This is a genomic window from Sinomicrobium halophytocola (assembly GCF_052983395.1).
Genome location: NZ_JBRKIT010000048.1, coordinates 50579 through 73800, shown reverse-complemented (window position 1 = coordinate 73800; position 23222 = coordinate 50579). Strand labels below are relative to the sequence as shown.

17 protein-coding genes are annotated in these 23222 nt (G+C 43.9%); 11 read left to right on the top strand and 6 right to left on the bottom strand.

Annotated features, from left to right (window positions below):
• Positions 1-2 precede the first annotated feature (2 nt).
• Positions 3-932, top strand: a complete 930-nt coding sequence (locus tag ACVBDY_RS21295) for a DMT family transporter (RefSeq protein ID WP_447177493.1) — start codon at positions 3-5, stop codon at positions 930-932.
• 41 nt (positions 933-973) lie between these two features.
• Here ACVBDY_RS21295 and ACVBDY_RS21290 read toward each other — a convergent pair whose 3' ends face one another.
• Positions 974-1354 (bottom strand): winged helix-turn-helix transcriptional regulator, encoded by a 381-nt coding sequence (locus ACVBDY_RS21290; RefSeq protein WP_447177492.1) that lies wholly within the window; start codon positions 1352-1354, stop codon positions 974-976.
• Positions 1355-1502: 148 nt separating this feature from the next.
• On the opposite strand from ACVBDY_RS21290, the gene ACVBDY_RS21285 reads away from it, so the two are divergent.
• The 3 genes from ACVBDY_RS21285 to ACVBDY_RS21275 all read left to right on the top strand — a co-directional run bounded on the left by ACVBDY_RS21285 (position 1503) and on the right by ACVBDY_RS21275 (position 4244).
• Entirely contained in the window at positions 1503-2273 is a 771-nt protein-coding gene (locus ACVBDY_RS21285; RefSeq protein WP_447177491.1) for an SDR family oxidoreductase, read from the top strand.
• A gap of 479 nt (positions 2274-2752) precedes the next feature.
• Entirely contained in the window at positions 2753-3307 is a 555-nt protein-coding gene (locus ACVBDY_RS21280) for a DNA-3-methyladenine glycosylase I (RefSeq protein WP_447177490.1), read from the top strand.
• Positions 3308-3482: 175 nt separating this feature from the next.
• Positions 3483-4244, top strand: coding sequence for a hypothetical protein (locus ACVBDY_RS21275; protein ID WP_447177489.1), 762 nt, complete (start codon positions 3483-3485; stop codon positions 4242-4244).
• On the opposite strand, the gene ACVBDY_RS21270 is transcribed toward ACVBDY_RS21275, so the two are convergent.
• Positions 4235-4498, bottom strand: a complete 264-nt coding sequence (locus ACVBDY_RS21270) for a hypothetical protein (protein WP_447177488.1) — start codon at positions 4496-4498, stop codon at positions 4235-4237. The genes ACVBDY_RS21275 and ACVBDY_RS21270 overlap by 10 nt on opposite strands.
• 224 nt (positions 4499-4722) lie before the next feature.
• The gene (locus tag ACVBDY_RS21265; RefSeq protein WP_447177487.1) at positions 4723-5085 is read right to left on the bottom strand and encodes a winged helix-turn-helix transcriptional regulator; all 363 of its coding nucleotides are present in this window, start codon (positions 5083-5085) and stop codon (positions 4723-4725) included.
• A gap of 129 nt (positions 5086-5214) precedes the next feature.
• Here ACVBDY_RS21265 and ACVBDY_RS21260 point away from each other — a divergent pair, with 129 nt between their 5' ends.
• The 7 genes from ACVBDY_RS21260 to ACVBDY_RS21230 all read left to right on the top strand — a co-directional run bounded on the left by ACVBDY_RS21260 (position 5215) and on the right by ACVBDY_RS21230 (position 16361).
• Positions 5215-6315 carry an alkene reductase gene (locus ACVBDY_RS21260; RefSeq protein WP_447177486.1) on the top strand — a complete coding sequence of 367 codons (1101 nt, stop codon included), beginning with the start codon at positions 5215-5217 and terminating at the stop codon, positions 6313-6315.
• Positions 6316-6912: 597 nt separating this feature from the next.
• On the top strand, positions 6913-7467 hold the full coding sequence (locus ACVBDY_RS21255; protein WP_447177485.1) for an alpha/beta fold hydrolase: 555 nt from the start codon (positions 6913-6915) through the stop codon (positions 7465-7467).
• A gap of 233 nt (positions 7468-7700) precedes the next feature.
• Positions 7701-8276 (top strand): RNA polymerase sigma-70 factor, encoded by a 576-nt coding sequence (locus tag ACVBDY_RS21250; RefSeq protein WP_447177484.1) that lies wholly within the window; start codon positions 7701-7703, stop codon positions 8274-8276.
• Positions 8277-8378: 102 nt separating this feature from the next.
• Positions 8379-9335, top strand: a complete 957-nt coding sequence (locus ACVBDY_RS21245; RefSeq protein ID WP_447177483.1) for a FecR family protein — start codon at positions 8379-8381, stop codon at positions 9333-9335.
• Positions 9336-9469: 134 nt separating this feature from the next.
• Entirely contained in the window at positions 9470-12919 is a 3450-nt protein-coding gene (locus ACVBDY_RS21240) for a SusC/RagA family TonB-linked outer membrane protein (RefSeq protein WP_447177482.1), read from the top strand.
• A gap of 19 nt (positions 12920-12938) precedes the next feature.
• Entirely contained in the window at positions 12939-14714 is a 1776-nt protein-coding gene (locus tag ACVBDY_RS21235; RefSeq protein ID WP_447177481.1) for a RagB/SusD family nutrient uptake outer membrane protein, read from the top strand.
• A gap of 72 nt (positions 14715-14786) precedes the next feature.
• A complete protein-coding gene (locus tag ACVBDY_RS21230) occupies positions 14787-16361 on the top strand; it encodes a calcineurin-like phosphoesterase C-terminal domain-containing protein (RefSeq protein ID WP_447177480.1) in 1575 nt (524 codons plus the stop codon).
• A 254-nt stretch (positions 16362-16615) separates the two neighbouring features.
• On the opposite strand, the gene ACVBDY_RS21225 is transcribed toward ACVBDY_RS21230, so the two are convergent.
• The 3 genes from ACVBDY_RS21225 to ACVBDY_RS21215 form a co-directional block, all read right to left on the bottom strand.
• The gene (locus ACVBDY_RS21225; protein ID WP_447177479.1) at positions 16616-18424 is read right to left on the bottom strand and encodes an alkaline phosphatase; all 1809 of its coding nucleotides are present in this window, start codon (positions 18422-18424) and stop codon (positions 16616-16618) included.
• A 78-nt stretch (positions 18425-18502) separates the two neighbouring features.
• Positions 18503-20083 carry a RagB/SusD family nutrient uptake outer membrane protein gene (locus tag ACVBDY_RS21220; protein ID WP_447177478.1) on the bottom strand — a complete coding sequence of 527 codons (1581 nt, stop codon included), beginning with the start codon at positions 20081-20083 and terminating at the stop codon, positions 18503-18505.
• A gap of 4 nt (positions 20084-20087) precedes the next feature.
• Complete coding sequence (locus ACVBDY_RS21215) at positions 20088-23171, bottom strand: SusC/RagA family TonB-linked outer membrane protein (RefSeq protein ID WP_447177477.1); 3084 nt, start codon at positions 23169-23171, stop codon at positions 20088-20090.
• Positions 23172-23222 lie beyond the last annotated feature (51 nt).

Genomic DNA, 23222 nt, shown 5'->3' with positions numbered 1-23222 from the left:
GTATGGGTAATTCGTATAAGGCCCTTTTACTGGGGCTTCTGGCCTCGCTGTTTTTTGCGATCACCTTTATGGTGAACCGTTTGATGTCGTTGGGAGGCGGCAGTTGGGTATGGAGTGCATCCTTGAGATTCTTCTGGATGCTGCCTTTCTTCTTTCTGATCGTTCTTTCCAGAAGGAACTTCAGGGTATTGTGGAGGGAAATGAAAAAAAATACACTGCAATGGATACTCTGGAGCTCTGTTGGTTTTGGCATTTTCTATGCCCCCCTTACTTTTGCGGCTGCCTACAGTCCTTCCTGGCTGGTGGCAAGCACCTGGCAGTTTACCATTGTTGCCGGAATTCTATTGGCACCGTTGATCAATAAACAAGACAAAAGCAAGCGAAGTGGCCTGTGGCCATCCCTGTTTTTTTCGGGCATCATCCTGGTTGGGATCTCGGTCATGCAGGTTAGCGGGGGTGGGGGCCTTACTGTCCGTCATTTTGTATTGGGAATATTACCGGTGCTGGTGGCAGCATGTGCATATCCTTTGGGCAATCGTAAAATGATGCAGCTTACCGGTGGCAGACTGGATGTATATCAAAGGATCCTCGGCATGCTCCTTGGGAGTTTACCTTTTTGGCTCCTGTTGTCCGGATACGACCTGTTTGTAGAACATACATTACCCGGGAGCAATCAATACGCCCAGACCTTTATTGTGGCATTATCTTCGGGAGTCGTGGCTACTGCACTGTTCTTTCGGGCAACCGATAAGGTTTGCCATGACGAGAGATCATTGGCCATGGTCGAGGCCACACAATCCACAGAGGTATTGTTTGCCCTGTTGGGGGAAATGTTGATCCTGAACGCTCCGATACCCGATGGCTATGCAATGGTTGGAATGGTGCTGATAATTTTGGGGATGGTGTTACACAGTACGAAAACCAAGGGGTAGGTACTTAAACGTGTACAGCACCTCTTTTCCCCATTTCGATTTCAGATTTCATCCGGGATGTCGACGTGGGGCAATCGTTTGATGATCACCTCCCGTAATCGCTCTGCGTTGTCATCTCCCCATTGCCCTATGGAACCGATTACAGGAATCAGGCTCTTCCCAAATGCCGTAAGGCTGTATTCCACCTTCGGCGGGACCACGGGATAAACCTTCCTGGTTATCAGCTCATGTTCCTCCAGCTCTTTTAACTGAATATTTAAGACTCTGCGTGAAGCATCCGGTATTTTGCGCTGCAGTTCACTTGGTCTTTTATGGCCCTGGTCGATGAACCAAAGCAAACGCATCTTCCATTTTCCGTAAAGGACTTCACCGATCAGGTCAAGCCCACAGTTTAAGTTGGGTAATATCTTTCTTTCGTACATAGTTCAAAAATAAACCTATGATACCAATTGTGCAATAGTGGAATAATTTATCCCTATATGAATCGTAATTCCGTACTTGTGAGAAAGTATCATACTCCGGAAATTTGTACAAAAGAAATTACATATGGAACATCAAAGCGGAAATCAGATGGAACTATCAGGCAAGATTGCACTGGTAACCGGGGGAACAAAAGGCGCCGGAAAGGCTATTGCCGAGCGTTTAAAAAATGCAGGCGCGCAGGTCATTATTACGGCTAGAAATACACCGGAGTCACCGGACGAAGATCTATTCTTCATATCTGCAGATCTCAGTAAAACGGAAGGAGCCGATACGGTGGCTTCCGAAGTGTTTGAAAAATTCGGTAAACTTGACATCCTCGTAAACAATCTTGGCGGTTCAGAAACTCCTGGAGGAGGATTTGCAGCCCTGACCAATGAAGATTGGGAAAAAACAATCCAGATCAATTTACTGGCCCCGGTACGGTTAGATAAGGCATTTTTACCTCAAATGCTCAAGAACAAAAGCGGTGTAATTATTCATATAGCATCTATTCAGGGTAAATTACCCCTTTACGATTCAACCCTTCCTTATGCCACAGCCAAGGCCGGATTGATTAATTACAGTAAAGGGTTATCGAAGGAAGTTTCGCCAAAAGGGGTGCGTGTATTGACTGTTTCCCCCGGAGGAATAATGACGGATGCTGCAAAGCAGATGATGCAACGCATCTCAGAAAGTTCTAATGTTTCTATTGAGGCAGCTACCCAGAGCGTATTGGATGCACTGGGCGGTATCCCTTATGGCAGGTTTGCGCAACCGGAGGAGGTAGCCGAACTGGTCGGGTTCCTGGTTTCCCCGAGGGCCGGCTATTTGACAGGTGCGGAATATGTTATCGACGGCGGGACCATTCCCACAATTTAATTGATTTGACCATGCCGGCATATATCATATTCACAGGGATGAAAAGGCCGGATAGGACCGAACAAACGTATTGGTCAATGATACAGGATACCGGCATGGGGTCCGCAAAAAAATGGTATCCTAGTGAACCGTACGGGAAAGCTGCAACGCACGGACAAATAGGCACCGCTTACAACGGAATACGTGTAGAGGGGATTTCTCGACAGTAATACATTATAAATAAACATTAAAAAAAGAGAAGCAATAAATTTACCTAAAGTAATTACAGGTTTGATAGCCCGATTGTGTTGAAGCACAACTTTGAATCCGAAGACGGATTGATCAAATTACTTAGAATTACCAGGTAGTGGTACCAATAGGTACTGAAGTTGACCAGATGAGAAAGTTTTGTAAAATATGCAATGGTGTGGGAAAATATGTTATGCGTATTTTGCTTATCCGTTTTGGAGTCCGGTTGAATGAATTAAAAAAAAGGGATCATGTCTTATTGTACAGCAATTGAGTCAATGCCGTCAACAGCGAAAAAGGCATTGCACAAAAACTATCACGACAACCATTATGGTTTTCCAATCCATGATGACGATGAACTATTTGGCAGGTTGCTCATGGAAATCAACCAGGCTGGTCTGAGTTGGGAAACGATTTTGAAGAAAGAAGCCTCATTTAGGAAAGCTTATAGCAATTTCAATATTGAAAAAATCGCTGCCTATACCGAAAGGGACAGGGAGAGGCTTTTGGCGGACCCCGGAATTATCCGCAATAAACTGAAGGTCAACGCAGCGATAGCGAATGCAAAAACCATTCTTGAATTGCAAAGGGATTTTGGCTCTTTTGAGAAATGGCTGGAACACAACCACCCGAAAACAGTGGAGGAGTGGGTAAAGGTGTTCAAAAAAACATTCCGTTTTACAGGCGGGGAAATAGTAAATGAATTTTTAATGAGTATCGGGATTCTGAAAGGCGCACACGATGAAAATTGTCCGGTGCAGAAAAAAATCTCAAAAGAATCGCCACTGTGGATGCTCGCTGATTAATTGAAAAACAATGATAACCCGGTATTACCTATTTATTTCATTTTTCATTTTTTTATTTATCCCACCCGGCCATGCCCAGAAGGTGGGGGATGGGGATGGCCTCAATGATGATTGGCCGTTTGAGCGGGTCCGGCCGGCCCCCGAAAGTGTTTTCAAAAAATTTAGGGAAGCCGGGATGGAACCGGTAAACCATGTATTGACAGATTCCGAGATTGAAAAGGTAGAAAAGAGCTTTTCTGTTTTACCACCGTCATATTATAAACTCCTGAAAGCGCATCTTCACAGTATCAGTTTTATGGACAATATGCCCAATACTGCACTTACGTCTCCTGTTGAAACTGCAGATGCAACGAAAAAGTTCAATATAACATTTCGAGCCGAAATTCTTCACGAAAGCATTTCCGAATGGGCAACGTGGAAAGAGAACACTTGTTATATCCGGTCGGGGGACAATGAATATCAGGTGAGCATTGACGCTGGCGGGTTGGATGCCATTGTCTATGTTTTACTCCATGAGGCGACACACGTTATGGATGCGGTTATGGAAATTACTCCTCATACCGGGGACAAGGAAACTGTGGGCGGGAGTACTCCCTTTACCCAGGGTATTTGGCAAAAGATGAATGGGCCAGCGGAAGAATATATCGATCCATTGCTGGAAACAACACAGTTTCGAAGCGGTAAGGCAATACCAGTTTCGCAGGCATCGGAAGTCTACAAAGCACTTCGGGAGACTCCCTTTGTTTCACTTTATAGCATGGCTTCATGGTTCGAGGATTTGGCAGAATTAATGACAGTATATCATTTGACTGCGAAATTGAATCAACCATTTCAGGTATTGGTAAAAAAGAAAGGCAAAGAGGTTTTTCGTTTTGGACCTATGGAAAATGAATTAGTCAAACAGAGGTTACCTGATTTGGAAAGGTTTTATGAATAGCCGGTTTCGACATTTTTCACAGTTTTCTTTTTGAAGGCGGCTTCTTTGAGAGAAATTATATTTAGGAAAATCGCCTGTTTTAAGGTGTCCGGATTTTTAATGCTTTGTACCGGGGTCAAGGCAATTTTATAATTTTTTTGTAACCAGGGAAGGTCTTGTTTTTTTTCCGAGTGCGGCTGTTGTTGCCCTGTTTTGGTCATGCCATTGGCAGTCCGCCAAAACCATAAATCTTTGTTTAGCTCAAAATTTTTCATTGATGGCGAGGACTATAGTGACTTGCCGGAGGAAGTATTGGATACGCTAATTAGAGGGGGTGTTTTTGTAGGAAAAGGATTATATGAAGCCCTGGTATAACAGCGCCATAGCAGTAATCGGAGGTTTTAAAAAATATACTTTCAATCGATTTGTAATGAAATCATATGAGCAGTTGGATTATTGTTCTTATCCAGGATAATTTACCCATCGAATTGAAGGCTTTCTAATCCTGAACATCTTTGCGCCTGGTCATGGCCAAAAAATGTTCCTTGTGTTCATTTCCCCATTCCTCCATGTGTAGGGTAAGGGGTAATAACCGTCTTCCGAATTCCGTGAGTTCATATTCTACCTTTGGAGGTAATACGGGAAAGATCTTCTTCCTGATGATCCCGTGTTCAATTAGCTCCTTCAATTGCACGTTGAGAGATCGTCTGGATGCATAAGGGAGCGCACGCTGCAAATCACTGGGACGCTTTATTCCATTGTTTATGTTATTGATTATACAGGGTTTCCACTTGCCTCCTATGAGATCCATAGTGACCTTGATTCCGCAATCGTAGTGCTTTTCAATTTTGTGTTCGTACATGAGTTTCAAGTGTTGTGTAATAGGGCAAAAATTTACACTATTGGTAAATTTTTGCCGTAATTGTGACATCGGAATGTTGACTATAACTTTGCAAAAGTAATCATTTGTGAAAGTTAAATAAATTAGACAATGAAATTATTAACAAAATTGGACTCTGGAGAATTCTCGGTAAAAAACAGGGTCGTAATGGCGCCGATGACAAGAAGTCGTGCTGATAACGAAGATTTAGCAGCCAATAAACTTATGGCAGAATACTATGCGCAACGTTCATCGGCAGGGCTTATCATTACAGAAGGTACACCGATAAGTAACATGGCGAATGGATATATCAATGTGCCGGGCATCTATAGTGAAAAGCAAATTGCGGGTTGGAAAAAGGTAACGGAGGCGGTTCATCGTAAAGGAGGTAAAATCTTTGCACAATTATGGCATGTCGGAAGAATTTCGCATCCTGACCTTTTGGACGGGAATCTTCCTTTGGGGCCATCGGCAATCAACCCGTATGTCAAGGCATATACCAAGAATGGTTTCGTTGATACGGTTACCCCCAAAGAAATGTCTATCCATGAAATTCAACATACGATTTTGGATTTTAAACAAGCAGCAATAAACGCTATTACCGCCGGTTTTGATGGTGTAGAAATTCATGCTGCCAACGGTTACCTGTTCCAACAATTTTTCTCAAAAGGGGCAAACCATCGTATGGACGAATATGGTGGATCAGTTGAAAAACGAGCTCGTTTTCTGTTTGACGTTATTGATGCCATTTCGGAAGGATTGGATTTAAATAAAGTAGGAGTGCGGATTTCTCCAACGCTTAATGGAACATTTGGAATCACTATTGATGATGAAACTGAAAAACTCCATGAGTATGTTGCTTCAAGATTAAATACATACAACCTGGCTTACTTGCATATATCCGGATTTACTTTAAACGAATCGGATGATCCTCTTCAAATGGCTATTGATACTGCTAAACATTACAGGTCGATTTATAAAGGTTTGTTGATGATTAATAAAGGCTTCACGAGGGAAACAGCAGAACAGGTATTACAGGATGATATCGCAGATCTGGTCTCATTTGGAGTGCCTTACATCGCTAACCCTGATTTGGTGGAACGTTTTGAACAGCATATTACGTTGAATGAGGCTGATAGAACAACTTTTTATACTCCGGGACCGAAAGGGTACACGGATTACCCTACCATGATCGAACAGAATAGTCTATAGATTATATAACCCGTTGTGCATTTTTGCCATTGTAATTTTGGTGTTCAATACCTCTTACAGGCAAGACATATTTTTTGTTTTCACTTTAAAGAACACCTGAATTGATGAAACTCAGACCAGATGCACAACGGGTTATTACAATGTTTGCAGTAAACTGCCACCGGGTAGTAATAATTTCAATATTGATTTATAATAGATTGTAAATTATATTGAGATTCATAACAAGTGTTATTTTTTCTTTGATTTTTTAGGTTCTCCATTCAGACCTGACTTCGCTTTAAGGATCTCTATATCCTCACTGATTTTTTATCAGGTACCCAGGCGTATTCCATATTAACGGGAGGAGACCAGGGTTTAAATAGTTGTGAAAAGTACGTGTGCTCATAAAGTATCCGGAATTACGGTAGATTTGACTACCCTTTGACAAACCCGGGGAGGTTCACGAATCCACCCGGGATTGCTAAGGCCGGTACTTCTTACCGAAAATCAGTAACTTGAACCCCGCACCTGACAGCTGTACTGAGCCGTTTGCGTGCATTGTGAAATAACAAGTAATTTCACCGGAATTAAATATTTAATAAATAAACACATTTCAAGATGGGCAAGCAGGTTTTATTCTTACACGGTGGAGGGGAAGGCGGTTATGAAGCTGATAAAAAATTAGCAGATTCGCTTAGAAAAGAATTGGGAGATGCCTATGAGGTACATCATCCTGAAATACATTTTAACGATACTCTTCCGGATTTCGGTTGGCTTCAGCAAATCGGGAAAGAGATTTCCTCAATTAAGGAAGAAATCATTTTGGTGGGGCACTCTTTTGGCGCTTCAATGCTTTTGAAATATTTGTCGGAAAACCGGATACGGAAGAAAATTGACGGACTTTTTCTTATCGCCGCACCGTATTGGAGTGGTGACGAAGATTGGAAACAGGGCATGATGTTGTCCAAGAGGTTTGCAGATAGCATACCAAAGGATATCCCGATTTTCCTCTACCAATGTGAGGATGACGAAGTAGTGCCGTTGGACCATCTCGAATTTTATATACAAAATCTGCCGCAGGCAACGGTCCGCAAAATAACCAGTGGGGGGCATCAATTTAACAACGATCTATCACTCGTTGCCGAAGATATTAAAAGGGAAAAGTTTATTTAGTGTAGAAGAAATTCATATCCAAGGCGGATTTGGGATAATCTATTTATCCGGAAAAAAATATCCGGCGTAATTACTTGTTCCCTTTTTGTCCTGCTACATGTGCAGAAAATATACCATACGAACTGCATGGGGTCAGGGGAGCTCTACATTTAACGGTCGGAGGTGAAAAAAATCAAGCTTATAATTTACTTTCTCTTAACTTATAAGAAGATAAATTACAGTTATTTTGCGAAGTGTCTTCGCCAGGTAATACATCGACAGCCGTGCTTTTGGCCCGGATAAAAAAATCGGATGAGAGTGCTTTACATACATTGTATGATATGTATTGGGAGCCTTTGCTGAAAGTGGCTTACAATATTCTAAGGGACCGGGAATTATCCAAAGATGTAGTACAGGAAATATTTGTAAATCTTTGGGAGCGAAGAAGAGAACTCAATATCCGGGACTTTGGCGCATATCTTCGACATGCGGTCAAATACAAATCACTCCGGTATTTGAAGAACACCAAACTGAAAGATGTCCATTTGGAAACCCTGGAAGATGTTATTGCAGAATTTCCCGGTGACGTTGTTGAAATACAACAGCTCCGCAATACTATTGAAACCGCTCTGGAAGAATTGCCCGAAAGGTGCAGGGAAATATTCATATTAAGCAGGGAATACGAATTGTCTAATTCGGATATAGCCGCTAAACTCGGTATTTCCAAAAGAACTGTGGAAACACAAATATCCAAGGCACTGAGAATACTTCGGTCTTCTTTAGCCGTTATAATACTTTTTCTCTTTATCGGATTGTGTTTGATTAACTAAATGTTAAGAGGGTTAAATAAAGGTAAAATCCGTTGTTTTTAGTAAAAACGGGATACGTGTGATCTGTCTTTTATTGAACATAAGAGTAAAGACAACTACGTAATGACCGAAAAACAATTTCAGCACCTGCTGGAAAAATATCTTAACGATACCGCCTCCGCATCTGAAAGGAAACAGGTGGAAAGGTTTTTTGAAATCCTTCAAACCGAACGATCAGCGGATTTTCAATGGCTGGAAAAGGACAAGCAGCGCGTAAAGGATTTAATAAAAAACCAATTCAAACAAAAAATTGACAGGCGGCGGTCTAAACCTTTCCACAGAAAAAGGATCTTCAGGCTTGCCGCCGTACTCCTGCTATTGGTTGGTTTGGCTTTTTTATGGCAATATACCCTGCAGGATCTCAATATAAAACAGGAATCCGAAGCTTCCCGCTTGGTGGTTACACAAGTACATCAAATAAAAACCATTGTCCTGGAGGATGGTACAAGGATCATTTTAAACAGCGGCAGTACTCTGAAATACCCTTCAGGTTTTGAAAATGAATCCGTCCGGAAAGTTACGCTTGAGGGGGAAGCTTTTTTTGACGTTGCCAGGGATACATCAAAACCTTTTGTGGTATCGACCAATGCAATACAAACGCGGGTGTTGGGAACAAGGTTCAACATAGGGAGCCAACCCGACAAGGTGACCGTGGCTTTGGTGGAAGGAAGTGTACGGATAGATAGCAAAGACGGAAAGCAGCTCTTGAAACCAGACCAGAAAGCTGTTTACGATGTGAAAAGCCGACGTATTGAAATCCAGTCCTTTGATGCGGCAGGAGAACTGGCCTGGATAACAGGGGATTTTAATTTTGAACAAACTCCGCTAACGAAAGTGGCCGCTTTGGTCGAAGCGCGGTTTGATGTCAAAATCCGTTTTGCCACAACAGATATCGGGGAGAAAAAAATAACGGCTGATTTCGAAGGGGAAAGTATGAAAAACATTGTACTTGCCATAACCATAGGAGGCGGGTTGAAATACAAAAACATTTCAAAAAATGAAATATTAATCTATAAATAAACTGTTTATGAAAAAGTAACCGGGAAACAAAAAAGGAAGCGTTGCAGCGCTTCCTTATCAGGATCATTCTATTTTAAAATGCATTTCCAATTACATTTTATTAAAAATCACGAACAAACCTTGTATCTAAAATTATGAAAAAAAAAGTTTTAAACCATTCCGTCAGGTGTTCACGGGTCTTGGCCATTTTTTTTGTGCTACTGAGTTTTGAAAGCCTCTTTGCCGGCAAAGCCGAAGCCCAGGACCTGGAGGATTTTTCCGTGACCCTTAACAAAACCGAATACAAATTTAATGAATTATTCAAAGCAATCGAGCGGCAAACCGTTTTCAAGTTTACGTATTACAAAAGCGAAATAAATAGTAACGATACATATGTGCCGCTGAAAAACGAACAGAACCTGAAACAACTCCTGGACGATATATCTCAAAAAAAGCGGTTGTATTTCCATCAGATTAACAAGATCATCGCGGTTTCCAAAACCCGGCACCAAAGTACCACAGGGATGAAGGAACAACGGATCATTTCAGGTACGATAACGGATGCCGAAGGAGTGCCTATGCCCGGTGTAACAGTAGTGCTGAAAGATACTGATAGGGGAACCAGTACCGATTTTGACGGGAATTTTCAACTAGAAGCAGCTACCGGGGATCTCCTGGTTTTTTCTTACATCGGTTATATTACCCAAGAAATAACAATCACCGGTAGTACTGCCCTGACGGTGATATTGGAACCCGATATAAGCCAGCTTAGTGAAGTTGTGGTGGTCGGTTACGGGGTGCAGAAAAAGGCCAATCTGACCGGGGCAGTTAGTGTTGTGGATATGGAAAAGCAGGTTGCCGACCGTCCGTTGTCCGATGCCGCAGAGGCGCTGCAGGGCGCGGCACCCGGACTTCAGGTAACCTCTGATTCCGGCCAGCCGGGGGCTCAGGGGCTCAGCATGAGGATACGGGGCTATGAGTCGATTAATGGCGGGCAGCCTTTGGTGTTGGTCGATAACGTGCCCATGGGCATTAACGACATCAACCCCAGGGATATTGAGACAGTGACGGTGCTGAAGGACGTCGCTGCATCGTCTATTTACGGAGCACGTGCGGCTTTCGGTGTCATATTGATTACTACCAAGCAAGGCAAACGGGAGCAGCCTATCAGCTTTGATTATTCATCAAACTTTGCGTTTACCAGTGCGAGTAATCTCCCGGTAAAAGCCTCTCCGTTACAACATGTACAGGCTTTGGCCGATTTTGGGAATAAAAATGCCTGGACGGGACAGGATATACCTACCTGGCTTACGTTACTGAATGCATACCAGCAAGATCCCGGGCAGTACCCGGAAGGGTATGCAGACATAGACGGTACCATTTACCCTTTAGCAGATCAGGATCACTATGGCAAGTTCTTTCAAAACGGATTTGAGCACCTGCACAATTTGTCTTTTAGCGGCGGCTCGAAACGTACTTCATACCGGGTTTCGGTGGGATATAACGATGCAGATGGTATTATGATTACAGACAAAGACAGCTACCGGAAGATAAACCTGAATACCTTTCTGAATACAGACCTGACCGATAATCTGAGAGGAACTGTGAATGTGTTCTATAAAAATGATTACAGAAGGACTCCCGGAAATTTCGGGAATATAATAGGCAGGGCTGTCAACCTGAGTTCTTTTGACCCCACAGGTACCGGGGTTACTCCGGATGGAGAAGAACTTCCTTACGGTACTTCGAACAACATTCTGGAACAAGAGCCCCCCGTGAAACAATACGGAGACAATATAAGGTTATACGGAAAACTGGAATACGAACCACTGGATAACCTGAAAATAACCGGAGAATATACTTTTGACAAATCTACAGGCAATGTCCGTGAGACCGGTTTAAGAACTCCATATATAGCTCCTGATACGCATGCGATAGATTTTTTTAATGATGAAACGTTTTACAGAAGATCCAGCAGCACTACGAATTATCATGCCGTTAACCTCTATGCAAATTACAGCAGGAGTTTTGGTAATCATAATTTCAGTATACTGGCAGGTACAAACCAGGAGAGTAGCAAGTATGAATATTTTAATATCAGGAGGGCAGATGTAATTAACGGTGAGGTTCCTTCCATTTCAACCAGTACGGGTTTGGCATCCGGAAGTGACGATTTCAGTGAATACGCCGTGTCGGGTTATTTTGGAAGAATCAATTACAACTACAGGGAGAAATATCTTCTTGAAATGAACGCCAGGTACGACGGGTCTTCTCGTTTTCCTCCGGGGCACCGTTTTGGGTTTTTTCCTTCAGTGTCTGCAGGCTGGGTTATCTCTAAAGAAAATTTTATGGAATCTTTGCAAAATTCCATATCCCTTTTGAAACTAAGAGGGTCCTGGGGAGAAGTTGGCAACCAGGTAACCGGGAGCGATTATCCTTTTATCCCGGGGATGAGTCCCTATGAAGCCCAGTGGATTGATCCCGATACTAATATACGATATACATCTCTAAACCCTCCGTCTTTGGTGAGCAATAATTTTAGCTGGGAAACCGTGCGGTCCGTGAACCTCGGGATAGATATAGGATTGTTCAGGGACCGGTTTAACGGAAGTTTTGACATATTTCGACGAAAGACATTGGATATGCTGGCTCCGGGTGCTGAATTACCCGCCGTTGTAGGGGCTTCGGCGCCGTTACAGAATGTAGCAGACCTGGAAACAAAAGGTTGGGATCTGGAAATTTCATGGAAAGACCAGATAAAAAGTTTTGTGTATTCATTCGGGTTTAATCTCTCCGATAACCGGACCTTCATCACTCAATTTAACAACAAAGCCGGTTTGATAAGTGATTATTACGAAGGACAGGAAATAGGTGAATTATGGGGATATGTTACGGATGGTTTTTATACCGTAGACGATTTCGTGGAAGGTACGCTGAATGAAGATCTGACCGGGGGAGTGCTAAAAGAAGGTATTCCGGCTTTTGAAGGTTATGAGACCAGGCAAAATCCAGGTGATATCCGTTTTGTAGACCTGGATGGGGACGGAATGATTACGGACGGCGATAATACGCTGGACAATCCGGGAGACCGAAAAGTTATTGGCAATCAGGGAAACAGGAGGTATCAATTCGGGATCAATGGAAGTGCAAGCTATAAAAACTTTGATTTGACCTTCTTCCTTCAAGGAGTGGGGAAAAGGGACAGGTGGATAAACACCGCTGTGTTCTGGCCGTACCGAAGTCAATTTCAGGAAATATTTGCAAACCAGGTGGATTACTGGACTCCCGAAAATACAAATGCTTATTATCCCCGAATGTATCCGGAAGCAGGGGGCAATACGGAAATCAGCAGGCTTCTTCAAACCAAATATTTATTGAATGGTGCGTATCTCCGTGTAAAAAACATAACCCTGGGGTATTCCTTGCCCGAGCGTTTTTTAAAAGCTGTTAACCTGACCAAGGCCAGAATCTTTTTTTCAGGAGAAAACCTGTTCACCTTTGATGATCTGGCAAAAGGTCTGGATGCAGAAGCCGGGAACATTACTTCCGGAGGGTATTACCCTTTTCTGAGGAAAATCAGTTTTGGTCTAAACATTTCATTTTAATTAAAAGATCTTGATCGTCATGAAATACTTTAAAAATATATGTCGCTTCTTTTTGCTTGTTGGGCTTTTGATGTCCTGTCAGAAAGATTTTCTTGATTTATCACCTAAGGATGAACTTACCGAAGAAACAACGTTTACCAGTTATGAGAATATTTTAACCTACGCATGGGGATTCTATGATGTTTTCCCCGGGTATGTGCCGGGCATACCGATATCGGAACGCAACGGAGATTTATTTCTCAATTCCGCTCCAAATTCAGAGTCTGAATGGATTTGGCAGCGAATAACGGTTCCGAGTTCATCTCCGGACTGGAATGACCCCTACAGCAATATCCGCCGTGTTAATATCATGCTTGATAACCTGGAGGATTCGGGGATGGACCAGGAAAGTATCGATCACTGGAGAAGTGTCGGTTATTTTTTCAGAAGCTACAATTATTTTGAACTCGTAAAAAAATATGGAAGTGTTCCGTGGATAGAACATGCAGTAGGGGATGGCGACGATGATATTATTTACGGTCCCCGGACTCCCAGGGATGAGGTTACCGGATCGATGCTGGAGCAGCTCCGGTGGGCTGAAGAGCATATAAAACCGGAAGGAGACGGGCCTAATACGATAAATGTTCATGCGGTAAGGGCCCTGATCTCCCGTTTCGGACTTTTTGAAGGTACGTGGAGAAAGTACCACAGCCTGGGAGGGGAAGAAGTTTATTTAAAAGCCTGTGCAGATGCGTCGGAGAAACTCATGTCGTCTTTTCCAAATCTGCATCCGAGTTTCGATGAAGTTTTTAACAGTGAATCATTGGCCGGGGTTGAAGGCATTATTTTGTTCAAGGCTTATGAAGCTAACCAGCTGACTCACGGACAGACGGCCAGGTCGAGGAACAGTTCCGGACGCTATGATTTAACAAGGAAAGCCGTCGATATGTACCTTATGACGGATGGAGAAACACGTTGGACGAGCCCCCTTTTCGAGGGGGATAAAAGTCCTTATACGGAGTTCAGGAATAGGGACAGACGTTTTTATTTTACCGTGACCCCTCCTTATGAAGTAGAGACCCCCAACACAAATAGTACCGAATGGTCCTTTACCTCTAATCCCACTCATAGGGAATATATAGACCTGATGAATGAGATTTCGGATCCGGTACATAAACAACTGCCACAGGTTAACTGGAATGAAATAGTTTTACGGCAGGTGCCTCATTATTTTGATGACAGGAAAGGTCAGGGCTTTATTATCAGTTTTACCGGGTATTATTACTGGAAAAATTACAATAGGATATTAAACAATATCGATTTTTCAGATATAAGTGATGCTCCCATATTCCGAATGGGGGAGGTGCTGGTAAATTATGCAGAAGCTAAATTCGAACTGGGAGAGTTTAATCAGGATGTTGTTGATCAGACGATTAATAAACTCCGCGAGAGAGGATACATAGCCAGCCTGGACATCGGGAACATACCTGATGATCCGACCCGCGACCCTGCGATTGATCCTGTTTTATGGGAAATAAGAAGAGAACGAGCTATCGAATTAATGGGAGAGGGATACAGACCTGATGATTTGAGAAGATGGAAGAAGATGGATTATGCTACCAAACGAAAACTGGGGAGGTGGATTACGCGGTCGGAAGTGGAAACCGTACCTATTTTAGATGGAGCAAGTGAAGGTTATATTGATTACTATGGTCAACCACCTGCCGAATTCCCCGAGGATTACTACTTGTGGCCTATACCATCTGATCAAAGGGTGTTAAATCCACAGTTAGAACAAAATCCCGGTTGGGAATAAGAGCTATAATAATTATGGACAAACCGATTTGTCAAAAGGGAAATAACTGTAAAAACTAATATTTAAATTCCGATGAAAAAGACAACTTTATTACTTTTATTGTTACTGAATATCACTACCTACGCACAAGAGCGGGTAACGGGAGTGGTTTTTAACGATTCGAACAAGAATGGTCGGAAGGATTCCGGAGAAAAGGGTATTGCAACAGTACCCGTTACCAACGGTATAGAGGTGGCCTTAACCGGTCCTGAAGGGAAATACGAACTTCCCGTTGGAGATGACAATATTATCTCGGTGATCAAACCCGCCGGGTATACCGTTCCGGTAAATGACAACAACCTGCCGGAATTCTATTACATACATAAACCCGGGGGAAGCCCGGATTTAAAGTTTATGGGAGTGGCTCCGACGGGAAAGTTACCCCGGTCTGTTGACTTTGCACTGCATGCCGTTGAAGAACCCCTGGAATTTACCACGCTGGTATTCGGAGACCCCCAGCCCTATACTCCTGAGGAAGTGGACTATTTTGCCCGCGGAGTCGTTTCGGAGGTAGAAGGAATAGAAGGTATATCTTTCGGTCTTAGTCTGGGTGACCTCGTGGGAAATGATCTGGCTTTGTTCAATCCGTATATAGAAGCGGTCAGAAAAGTGGGACTTCCCTGGTATAATGTGATGGGCAATCACGATATGAACTTTGATGTTCAGGACGACAAACTATCCGATGAAACCTATGAAGCCCACTTCGGTCCTAACAATTATGCCTTTAACTACGGAAAGGTCCATTTTATTATCCTCGATGACATTATCTATCCCGATCCCCGTGATGACAAGGGATACTGGGGCGGATTCAGAAAGGATCAGCTCGATTTTGTGGAAAATGACCTGAAATACGTTCCAAAAGATCACCTGGTGGTCCTGGCATTTCACATTCCGCTCAGCGAACCCGGGGGAGATGCCTTTATCGATGAAGACAGGGAAAGGCTCTTTAACCTGCTGAAGGAGTACCCGTATACCCTGTCATTATCGGCCCATACCCACATCCAGAAGCAGGATTTCTTTACTGAAAAAGAAGGCTGGAAAGGTGAAAATCCACACCATGAATACAATGTAGGAACGACTTCAGGAGACTGGTACTCCGGAAAACTTAACGATGAGGGAATTCCGGTTTCCACCATGCGGGACGGGACTCCCAAAGGCTATGCCTTTATTCGTTTTAACGGAAATCAGTACGAGGTAGACTATAAAGTAGCCGGCCGATCTGAAGACTATCAAATGGAGATCTTTGCTCCTAAAGTAGTGGCCAAGGGGCGCAGGACTCAGGCCGGAATCTATGTGAATTTCTTTATGGGAAATGCAGGTGATACTGTTGAATATCGTATAGATAATGGTAATTGGAAACCAATGCTATTCCTGGAGGAAGCCGATCCGTCATATGTACGGCAGGTCTACGAATGGGATACTTCGGATTCCCTGTTTACAGGAAGACGCTCGTCCAATCCCATAAACTCCACTCACTTATGGAAAGGGAATATTCCGACCAAACTGGAAACAGGCCGGCATAACATAGAGGTTCGGGCTACAGATATGTTTGGTAAAGAACACTTTTCGAAAAGCAGTTTTATACTGGCTTTGCCCAAAAAAAGGTAAGTTCTTTTATTACAAAATGAATTTCACTATTTCCTGCCGTATGCTTTCCGGCGGTGGCGGAGAACATATTAAGGAATGGGTATAACCCCATTCCTTATTTATTGTAATAAGCGATCAAATCAGATATTACCAAAGGGGATGGTGAGCAACCCTCCCCTTTATTTATTTCCCCTAGCCAATCCTGCAAGCATAAAATTCGGGAATTTTAGTTATCTTAGTTCTTAACCAACCCGCAACTGAAGGATGTATCGTTTTTATCTGCGTTCATTCAGCTGAAGTAACCCTATAATTTTATGAAAAATACCGGTATTTTCGTATACGCCGTTAAAAACATCGGAATGAGGGCCGTATGCAAATACAGGGACCATAACACCTGTGTGGTCGTGAGTGGTGAAATCACCCTCGATAAAAGATGTTGCAATATTTCCTTGCGGTATGCTAAAACCGGAGGTCTCATGATCTGCAGTGATGATAACCAAAGTGTTTTTATGGGTGTCGGCAAAGCGGATGGCTTCGGTGACCGCTTTGTCAAAATCGATCCCCTCTGTAATGATCATATCGGTATTGTTGGCGTGTCCGCCCCAGTCTATCTGAGCTCCTTCGACCATGAGAAAGAAAGGCTTTTTCTTGTCGTTTAAGTATTCCAGACCGTATTTGGTGGCTTGTGCCAGATCATCTTTTCTTCCTTTTAAAACAGAAGGAACTCCACCGGGAGCCATAAACCAGCATACCTTGTCTGCTGTGGAAGAGGCGATGTCCTGTACCTGGTCTGCTACAGTAAATTCCGATTGTTTTACGATAGCCTCAAAATCGGTCTTACCACCGCCGACAAGAAGGGAGATTTTACTGTTGAGCAGGTCACGGGCTATGCGTTCGGATTCCGAACGTTCTTTTTGATGCGCATAGAATGCGGAAGGTGTAGCCCCTGCAATCCGGTCGGTGGTTATAATTCCGGAAGCAAAATCGTGTTGGCCCAGCAACTCGGTAATATTCTCTAAAGGCTTACCCTTAGTATCTGTTCCTATAGCCCGGTTGTTCGTTTTTTCCCCGGTAGCCAAAGCGGTTCCTGCAGCAGCAGAATCTGTGGTGAAGTCGTCTGCAGACTGTGTTTTCATCAAGCCAATGCTCTTCAATTGAGTGATGGTGGAAGTATTGTTGTTAGAGAAAACAGCCGAAGAGAGTTGTGTCAGTCCGAAGCCATCGCCAATAAGCAATATCACATTTTGAATTTCTCCATCTGTCCTGTCACTTTCAAAACTCGGTGTGTAAGGAACCGAATAATCGGTATTGGTAAAAGTACGTTCCGTTAAACTTCCGAGATATTCGGAAGAAGCTGCAGGTTGGTCTGTGTTGATATAATCTACTCCCAATTCGGCAAAGGTCTTCCAGGTAGATTTGGTATCCGGGGCTCCCCAAAAGCGGAAGGGTTTACCACCGGCATGTGCTTTTTCGATAACAGAGATTACACTTTCTTTATCTTCTGCGGTGAGTCTCCCCAGTCCGTTCCACACGGAATAATCTGCAAAATTAACGCTAATCAATGCTACTTTATCCCAGTTAGAGGCGGGATGATTATCGACGTCTTGCCAGTCGAACAAAATATACTCGGGGTAATCGCTATAGTCTTCCGGAGCAGGGCGATTCCCGGATATAACAAAACTGATTTTAGGATTGGAAGTGAGTTCCGGATATTTCTTCAACACCTTTACGATTTCTTTTAATGTACTTTTCGCCTCGGATTTAAGGTCGATAAGCAATTGGATATTGTCAGTGATTTTTCCGGATTTTACTTCCCTTAAAAGTGGTTCCAGGTAAAGAGATTGTATCGTGCTGTGCTCTACGATCTCACTTTCCGTATGGGTGGCGTAAAGCGTGTTGTTTTTTAAAAAAACATCCACTTCGATAGACGTTAACCCGTTGGCATAGGCGTTCCAGAAGGGTGATTTCTGCTCGTAGTCGTTGTGGGAGTGAATTTTAAAAGAGTCGTAGTGCTGTGCATTTATTGTATGAGCAGAAAATAGATAGATGGCCGCAATTGCCAATCGGTATGTTAATTTAAACATTTATCGGAATTTAAAAATGAAGGGTGTAAGTGATCAATAAACACCCTTCATTGCGTTAAAAAATTATTGTCGGTGTTGTTACCAACCTGTATTCGGGGTAATTCCTGATGACTGAATTACGGTATTAGGTATAGGCCATACATTCATATAAGACGGATCAAAATTTCGTGCGGGCCATACTACTTCCAAAGTGTAATCGGAAAAGGGGTCGGAACGGTCCGTGTGAATTCTGCCGTACAGCGGTTGGCTGTATACTTCCCGGGCATTTCCCCAACGCACCAGGTCGAAATGACGATTGGCAAATTCTCCGGCCAGTTCTACGCGGCGTTCGTGCTTCAAATCTTCCATAGTAGCTCCGGAAACGGGAGGAAGCCCGGCGCGATCTCTCACCTGGTTTAAAGGAGCATCTCCGTTATTCCCCAGCATGATCAACGCTTCGGATTTCATCAGTAAGACTTCCGCATATCGCATCAGGGGAACGTTATACGTAGTAGAAGGGAAATCACCATTGGTGTTGATGTAGCTTCCCACGGGATTGGAGAAACCGTATTCCACCATGTATTTGTTGAACTGGAACCCGGAAAGTGAGTTTTCCGACTGGAAATGGCGGGTTTCACCAAAGTATTCGAATTCATCGCCGTACTTTAAGATGGTAACTTCACGCCTGGGATCTTCTTCTTCAAATTCCTGGTACAGACTTTCCGTAGGTTGATAATATCCCCAACCGTTATAGCTGCCCCAGCCTTTGTTTTCCAGCATACAGCCCGGAAGTATGCTTCCCGCATTGTTGGTTACACTGGAGTTTACAGACCAGATGTACTCCGAAGCCCAATTGTTTTCGGCGCTGTGTAAGGTACGGAAATCCCGGTCCGGGTTACCGGTGTCTATAAGCGCTCTTCCGGAACCGGAATTGGTAACGGCATCACAAGCGGTGACTACATCGGTGTATTTGGAATTGTCGTATTGTGCCCAGTACAGATGGGTTTTCGCCATATAGGCATAGGCCGCATCTTTGTGGGGGCGACCGTAATTTTCGCTTTCCATGTCGGTAAACAACGGTAGGAGAGCGGCAGCGTTTTCCAAATCAGCTATAATTTGCTGATAATTTTCAATAACACTCTCCGGTCGGGTAAAAGTACCCGCTTCTTGTGTCATGTTTTCTTCGGTGACTATGGGGATACCGCCGCTGGTGCCATTGTCGCCATACGTATGTGCAAGCCAGAAATAGTAGAATGCTCTCATAAAGTAAGCTTCTCCCAATAAATGGTTTTTTATATTTTCGTCCATATCAATTTCCGGAACATTCGTCAGTACTTCATTGGCACGCCGGATAACGCTATATCCGTTCGGATATAAACTATTCATGTAGTTTTCATCTCCGCTTGGATTAAAGTTTTTAATGTTGTCCGGCCCTGCTTTAACACGGCCCGTAATCATATCGTCCGAAGCGTTGATGTACCAGAAGTATCCCCGGCCAAAGTCGTCCGGTAAGTATCGATACATACTGTTTACGGCCTCTGTTGCATCTTGTTCATTGCTCCAGAAAGTTTCGTAAGAAGCACTTCCTTTGGGCGTTAATTCCGTAAAGTCGTCAGAACAGCTATAGGAAGCTAAACCGATAACCCCGGCAGTTATTATTTGTATGATTGACTTTTTCATAGTGTTAGAATTTAAAATTTAAACCTAATGTGTAAGCGCTGGATAATGGATATCTACCGATGTCCAGCCCGTTGTTACCAACCTCAGGGTCGAGTCCGGAATAATTGGTAATGGTAAACACGTTGTCAGCAGAAAAGAAAATCCTCAGGGAAGCTTGATCTCCCAGAAAAACAAGCGCTTTTTCCGGTAGATTATAACCCAGGGTGATATTTTTCATGCGCAGGTAAGCGGCATCTTCCAGGTACCAGCTCGACGTATTACCATAAGTTTGATTGCTGTCTTTGGTAGATAATCTCGGAATTCCGGTATTGGTGTTTTCCGGGCTCCAGGCGTTTAATACCCTGTTGTCGAGGTTGTACCCTTGCAAAGAAGCGTTGTAAGTAGAGTATTTGTAACCGTTAAAGGCTTTAGCGCCCCCGACACCCTGGAAGAACATGCTCAGATCAAAATTTTTGTAGTTGAGGTTTAAGGTGAAGTTATACGTTACATCAGGCTGGTAGTTGCCCATAAACACCCGGTCATCATCACCGATCTTTCCGTCACCGTTGGTGTCTGCAAACTTGAAGTCCCCCGGAAGGGCGTTGGGTTGAATCAATTGCCCGTCAGGGCCGGTATAAACATTGATCTCTTCCTGGGTCTGGAAGATACCTTGTTGCGGAATAAGGTAGTAGGAATACAGGGGTTGCCCCACTTTGGAACGAAAAGGGGTGAGTACGCTTCGCACATTGTCGTCATTATGAGTCCTGTAGTCTATGCCGCTGTTGCTGTAACCGTCGAGGTTGACGAGCTTGTTATCCAGCAGGAAAAACCCTGCGGTAATGCCGTATTGCAGGTCGCCGATGGTGTTGTTGTAGTTCAAAGCAAATTCCCATCCGGTGTTTTTTACTTCACCGCCGTTTACATCCGGAGCGAGAGTTCCCTGGTGTGCGTCTTCCTGTCCCGGGATAATCATTTGTTTGGTCCGCTTCTCAAAATAATCTATGGTGAGTCCGAGTGTATTGTTGAACAGACTGGCATCCAGACCTATATCGACGGATTCGGAAGTCTCCCATTTCAGGTTCGGATTGGATTGGCGACCGAGATAGGTCCCCTTGTCGTCCAGACCGCTTCCTTCGCCTATGGCCACCTTGGTGTTGTACATGGGGACATCGTAAGAGTAATAACCTACAGAGTTGATATTCCCGATCTGGCCCCAGGAAGCTCTGAGTTTTAAATCGTTTACGGTGTGTATATTGTCAAAGAAAGACTCATTTCCTATTCTCCAGGCAGCAGAAGCAGAAGGGAAGTAGTCCGATTGGTTGCTCCTGGCCAACCGGGAAGAGGCGTCTCTTCTCAAACTGGCTGAGAGGTAATAACGGTTGTCGTAGTTGTACATCACCCTGCCGATGGCAGAGGTAAGCGCGTCTTCGTAAACGTCGGTTTCCGGCATTAATACCGAGGTGGCATTGCCCATGTACTGGTTGTAAGGTTCTTCACTGCTAAACCCTTGTCCTTCCTGGTAGTAATACTCGTAATCCGTATGCTGCGAAGAGTAGATTGCCGTGGCGTTCAAATGGTGTTTTCCAAAGGTTTTGTCGTAACTGATCTGGTTGTCCCATATCCATTTATTCGTAGTGGCATTACTCTGGTACAGATAATTGTTGAGGTTCGTTCTGCCTAATTCCGGAATCCGTGGCTGAAATTGTTTGTAGCGTTGCCCGGTATAGTTATACGAGTACGTAGATTTAAATTTCAATCCGTCGAGGATATCGTATTTAAAATAAACATTGGCGTTAATAAAGTCAGTCGGGTTGGTGGTTGTGGGCCGCATTAACAGGGCCACGGGGTTGTACACATCTCCGTAAGCGCCGGCAAAATTGGCGAGCTCTTCGGGAACAACACCCTGGAACGTTCCGTCGTCATTGTAAACAGAAGCTGCGGAAGGCATATAGATGGCGTTGATAATAGATCCGCTATACCCACTGGAGGTATTGGTCCCGACAGCGTCGGTTCTGGAATAGTACACATTTTCTCCTATGGTGATCTTATCCGTAAGGTCAATATCCGTTTTTACTCTAAAGTTGTAACGTTCTCTTTCCGTACCGATAAGTACCCCTTCCTTTTTCTGGTAACCGAAAGAAGTCATATATCTTATATTTTCAGCTCCACCGGAGACATTGGCGTTGACATTGTATATGGCAGCTGTTCTGAATATTTCGTCCATCCAGTTGGTACGGGTAGTCTGTCCCCACGGGTTTTGTTCTGCATCGTGTGCTGATAGCCTGGAAGCTCCTGCACCTGCATTATCTGCTGCGGTGTTGTATACCCGGGCCTGCTGCTCTGCATTCAGTGCAGTGGGAAGGTTGTTGGCTTTCTGGAACCCGCTGTACACGTCGACAGCTACTTTTGGTTTTCCGCTTTTTCCGCTTTTGGTCTCAATTACGATAACTCCCGATGAAGCCTGTGCACCGTATATTGCAGCAGCGGCGGCATCTTTTAAAACGGAGATGGAAGCGATGTCGTTGGGATTTATGGGCGGGCCGTAATAGGGAACGCCATCGACAACAGTTAAAGGAGATTCGGTCTCAAAAGATCCGTAACCACGAATAACGACCTGCCCGTCCTGGGTGGGATCTCCTCCTTGTTGCAGTACGGTAACACCGGGAAGATTCCCCTGCAGGAAATCGTTGACGTTGCTCACCGGCCTGCTCGCTATGGATTCGACGTTTTCCACCGTGGCGACGGCAGAGGTAAGATCTCCTTTTTTGGCCGAGCCATAGCCGATGAGAACCACTTCTTCAAGACGGTTGATTTCGTCTTCCAGTTCGATATAAAGTTTTTCGCCAGCTTTATATGGAATCTCCAGAGTCGTGTATCCCATGGAAGAAATGGTAAGCATTCCTTCTTTCTGATCTACCGATATCGTGAAATTACCATCAAAATCGGTGGAGGCTCCCTTTCCGCTGCTGTTGTCCGGAATGACCGTTGCAGCGGGAATGGGGACATTGTCTTTTTTGGAAACTACTGTTCCTTCCAGGACTTGCTGTGCCATCAGTCCTGTGACACAGAACAGGTTCAGCAAAACCAATAATACAGTACTTTTTCTCATGTGAATTAAAGTTTGATTTACATTTGAAAGGTACTGTCCTATATGTTTTAA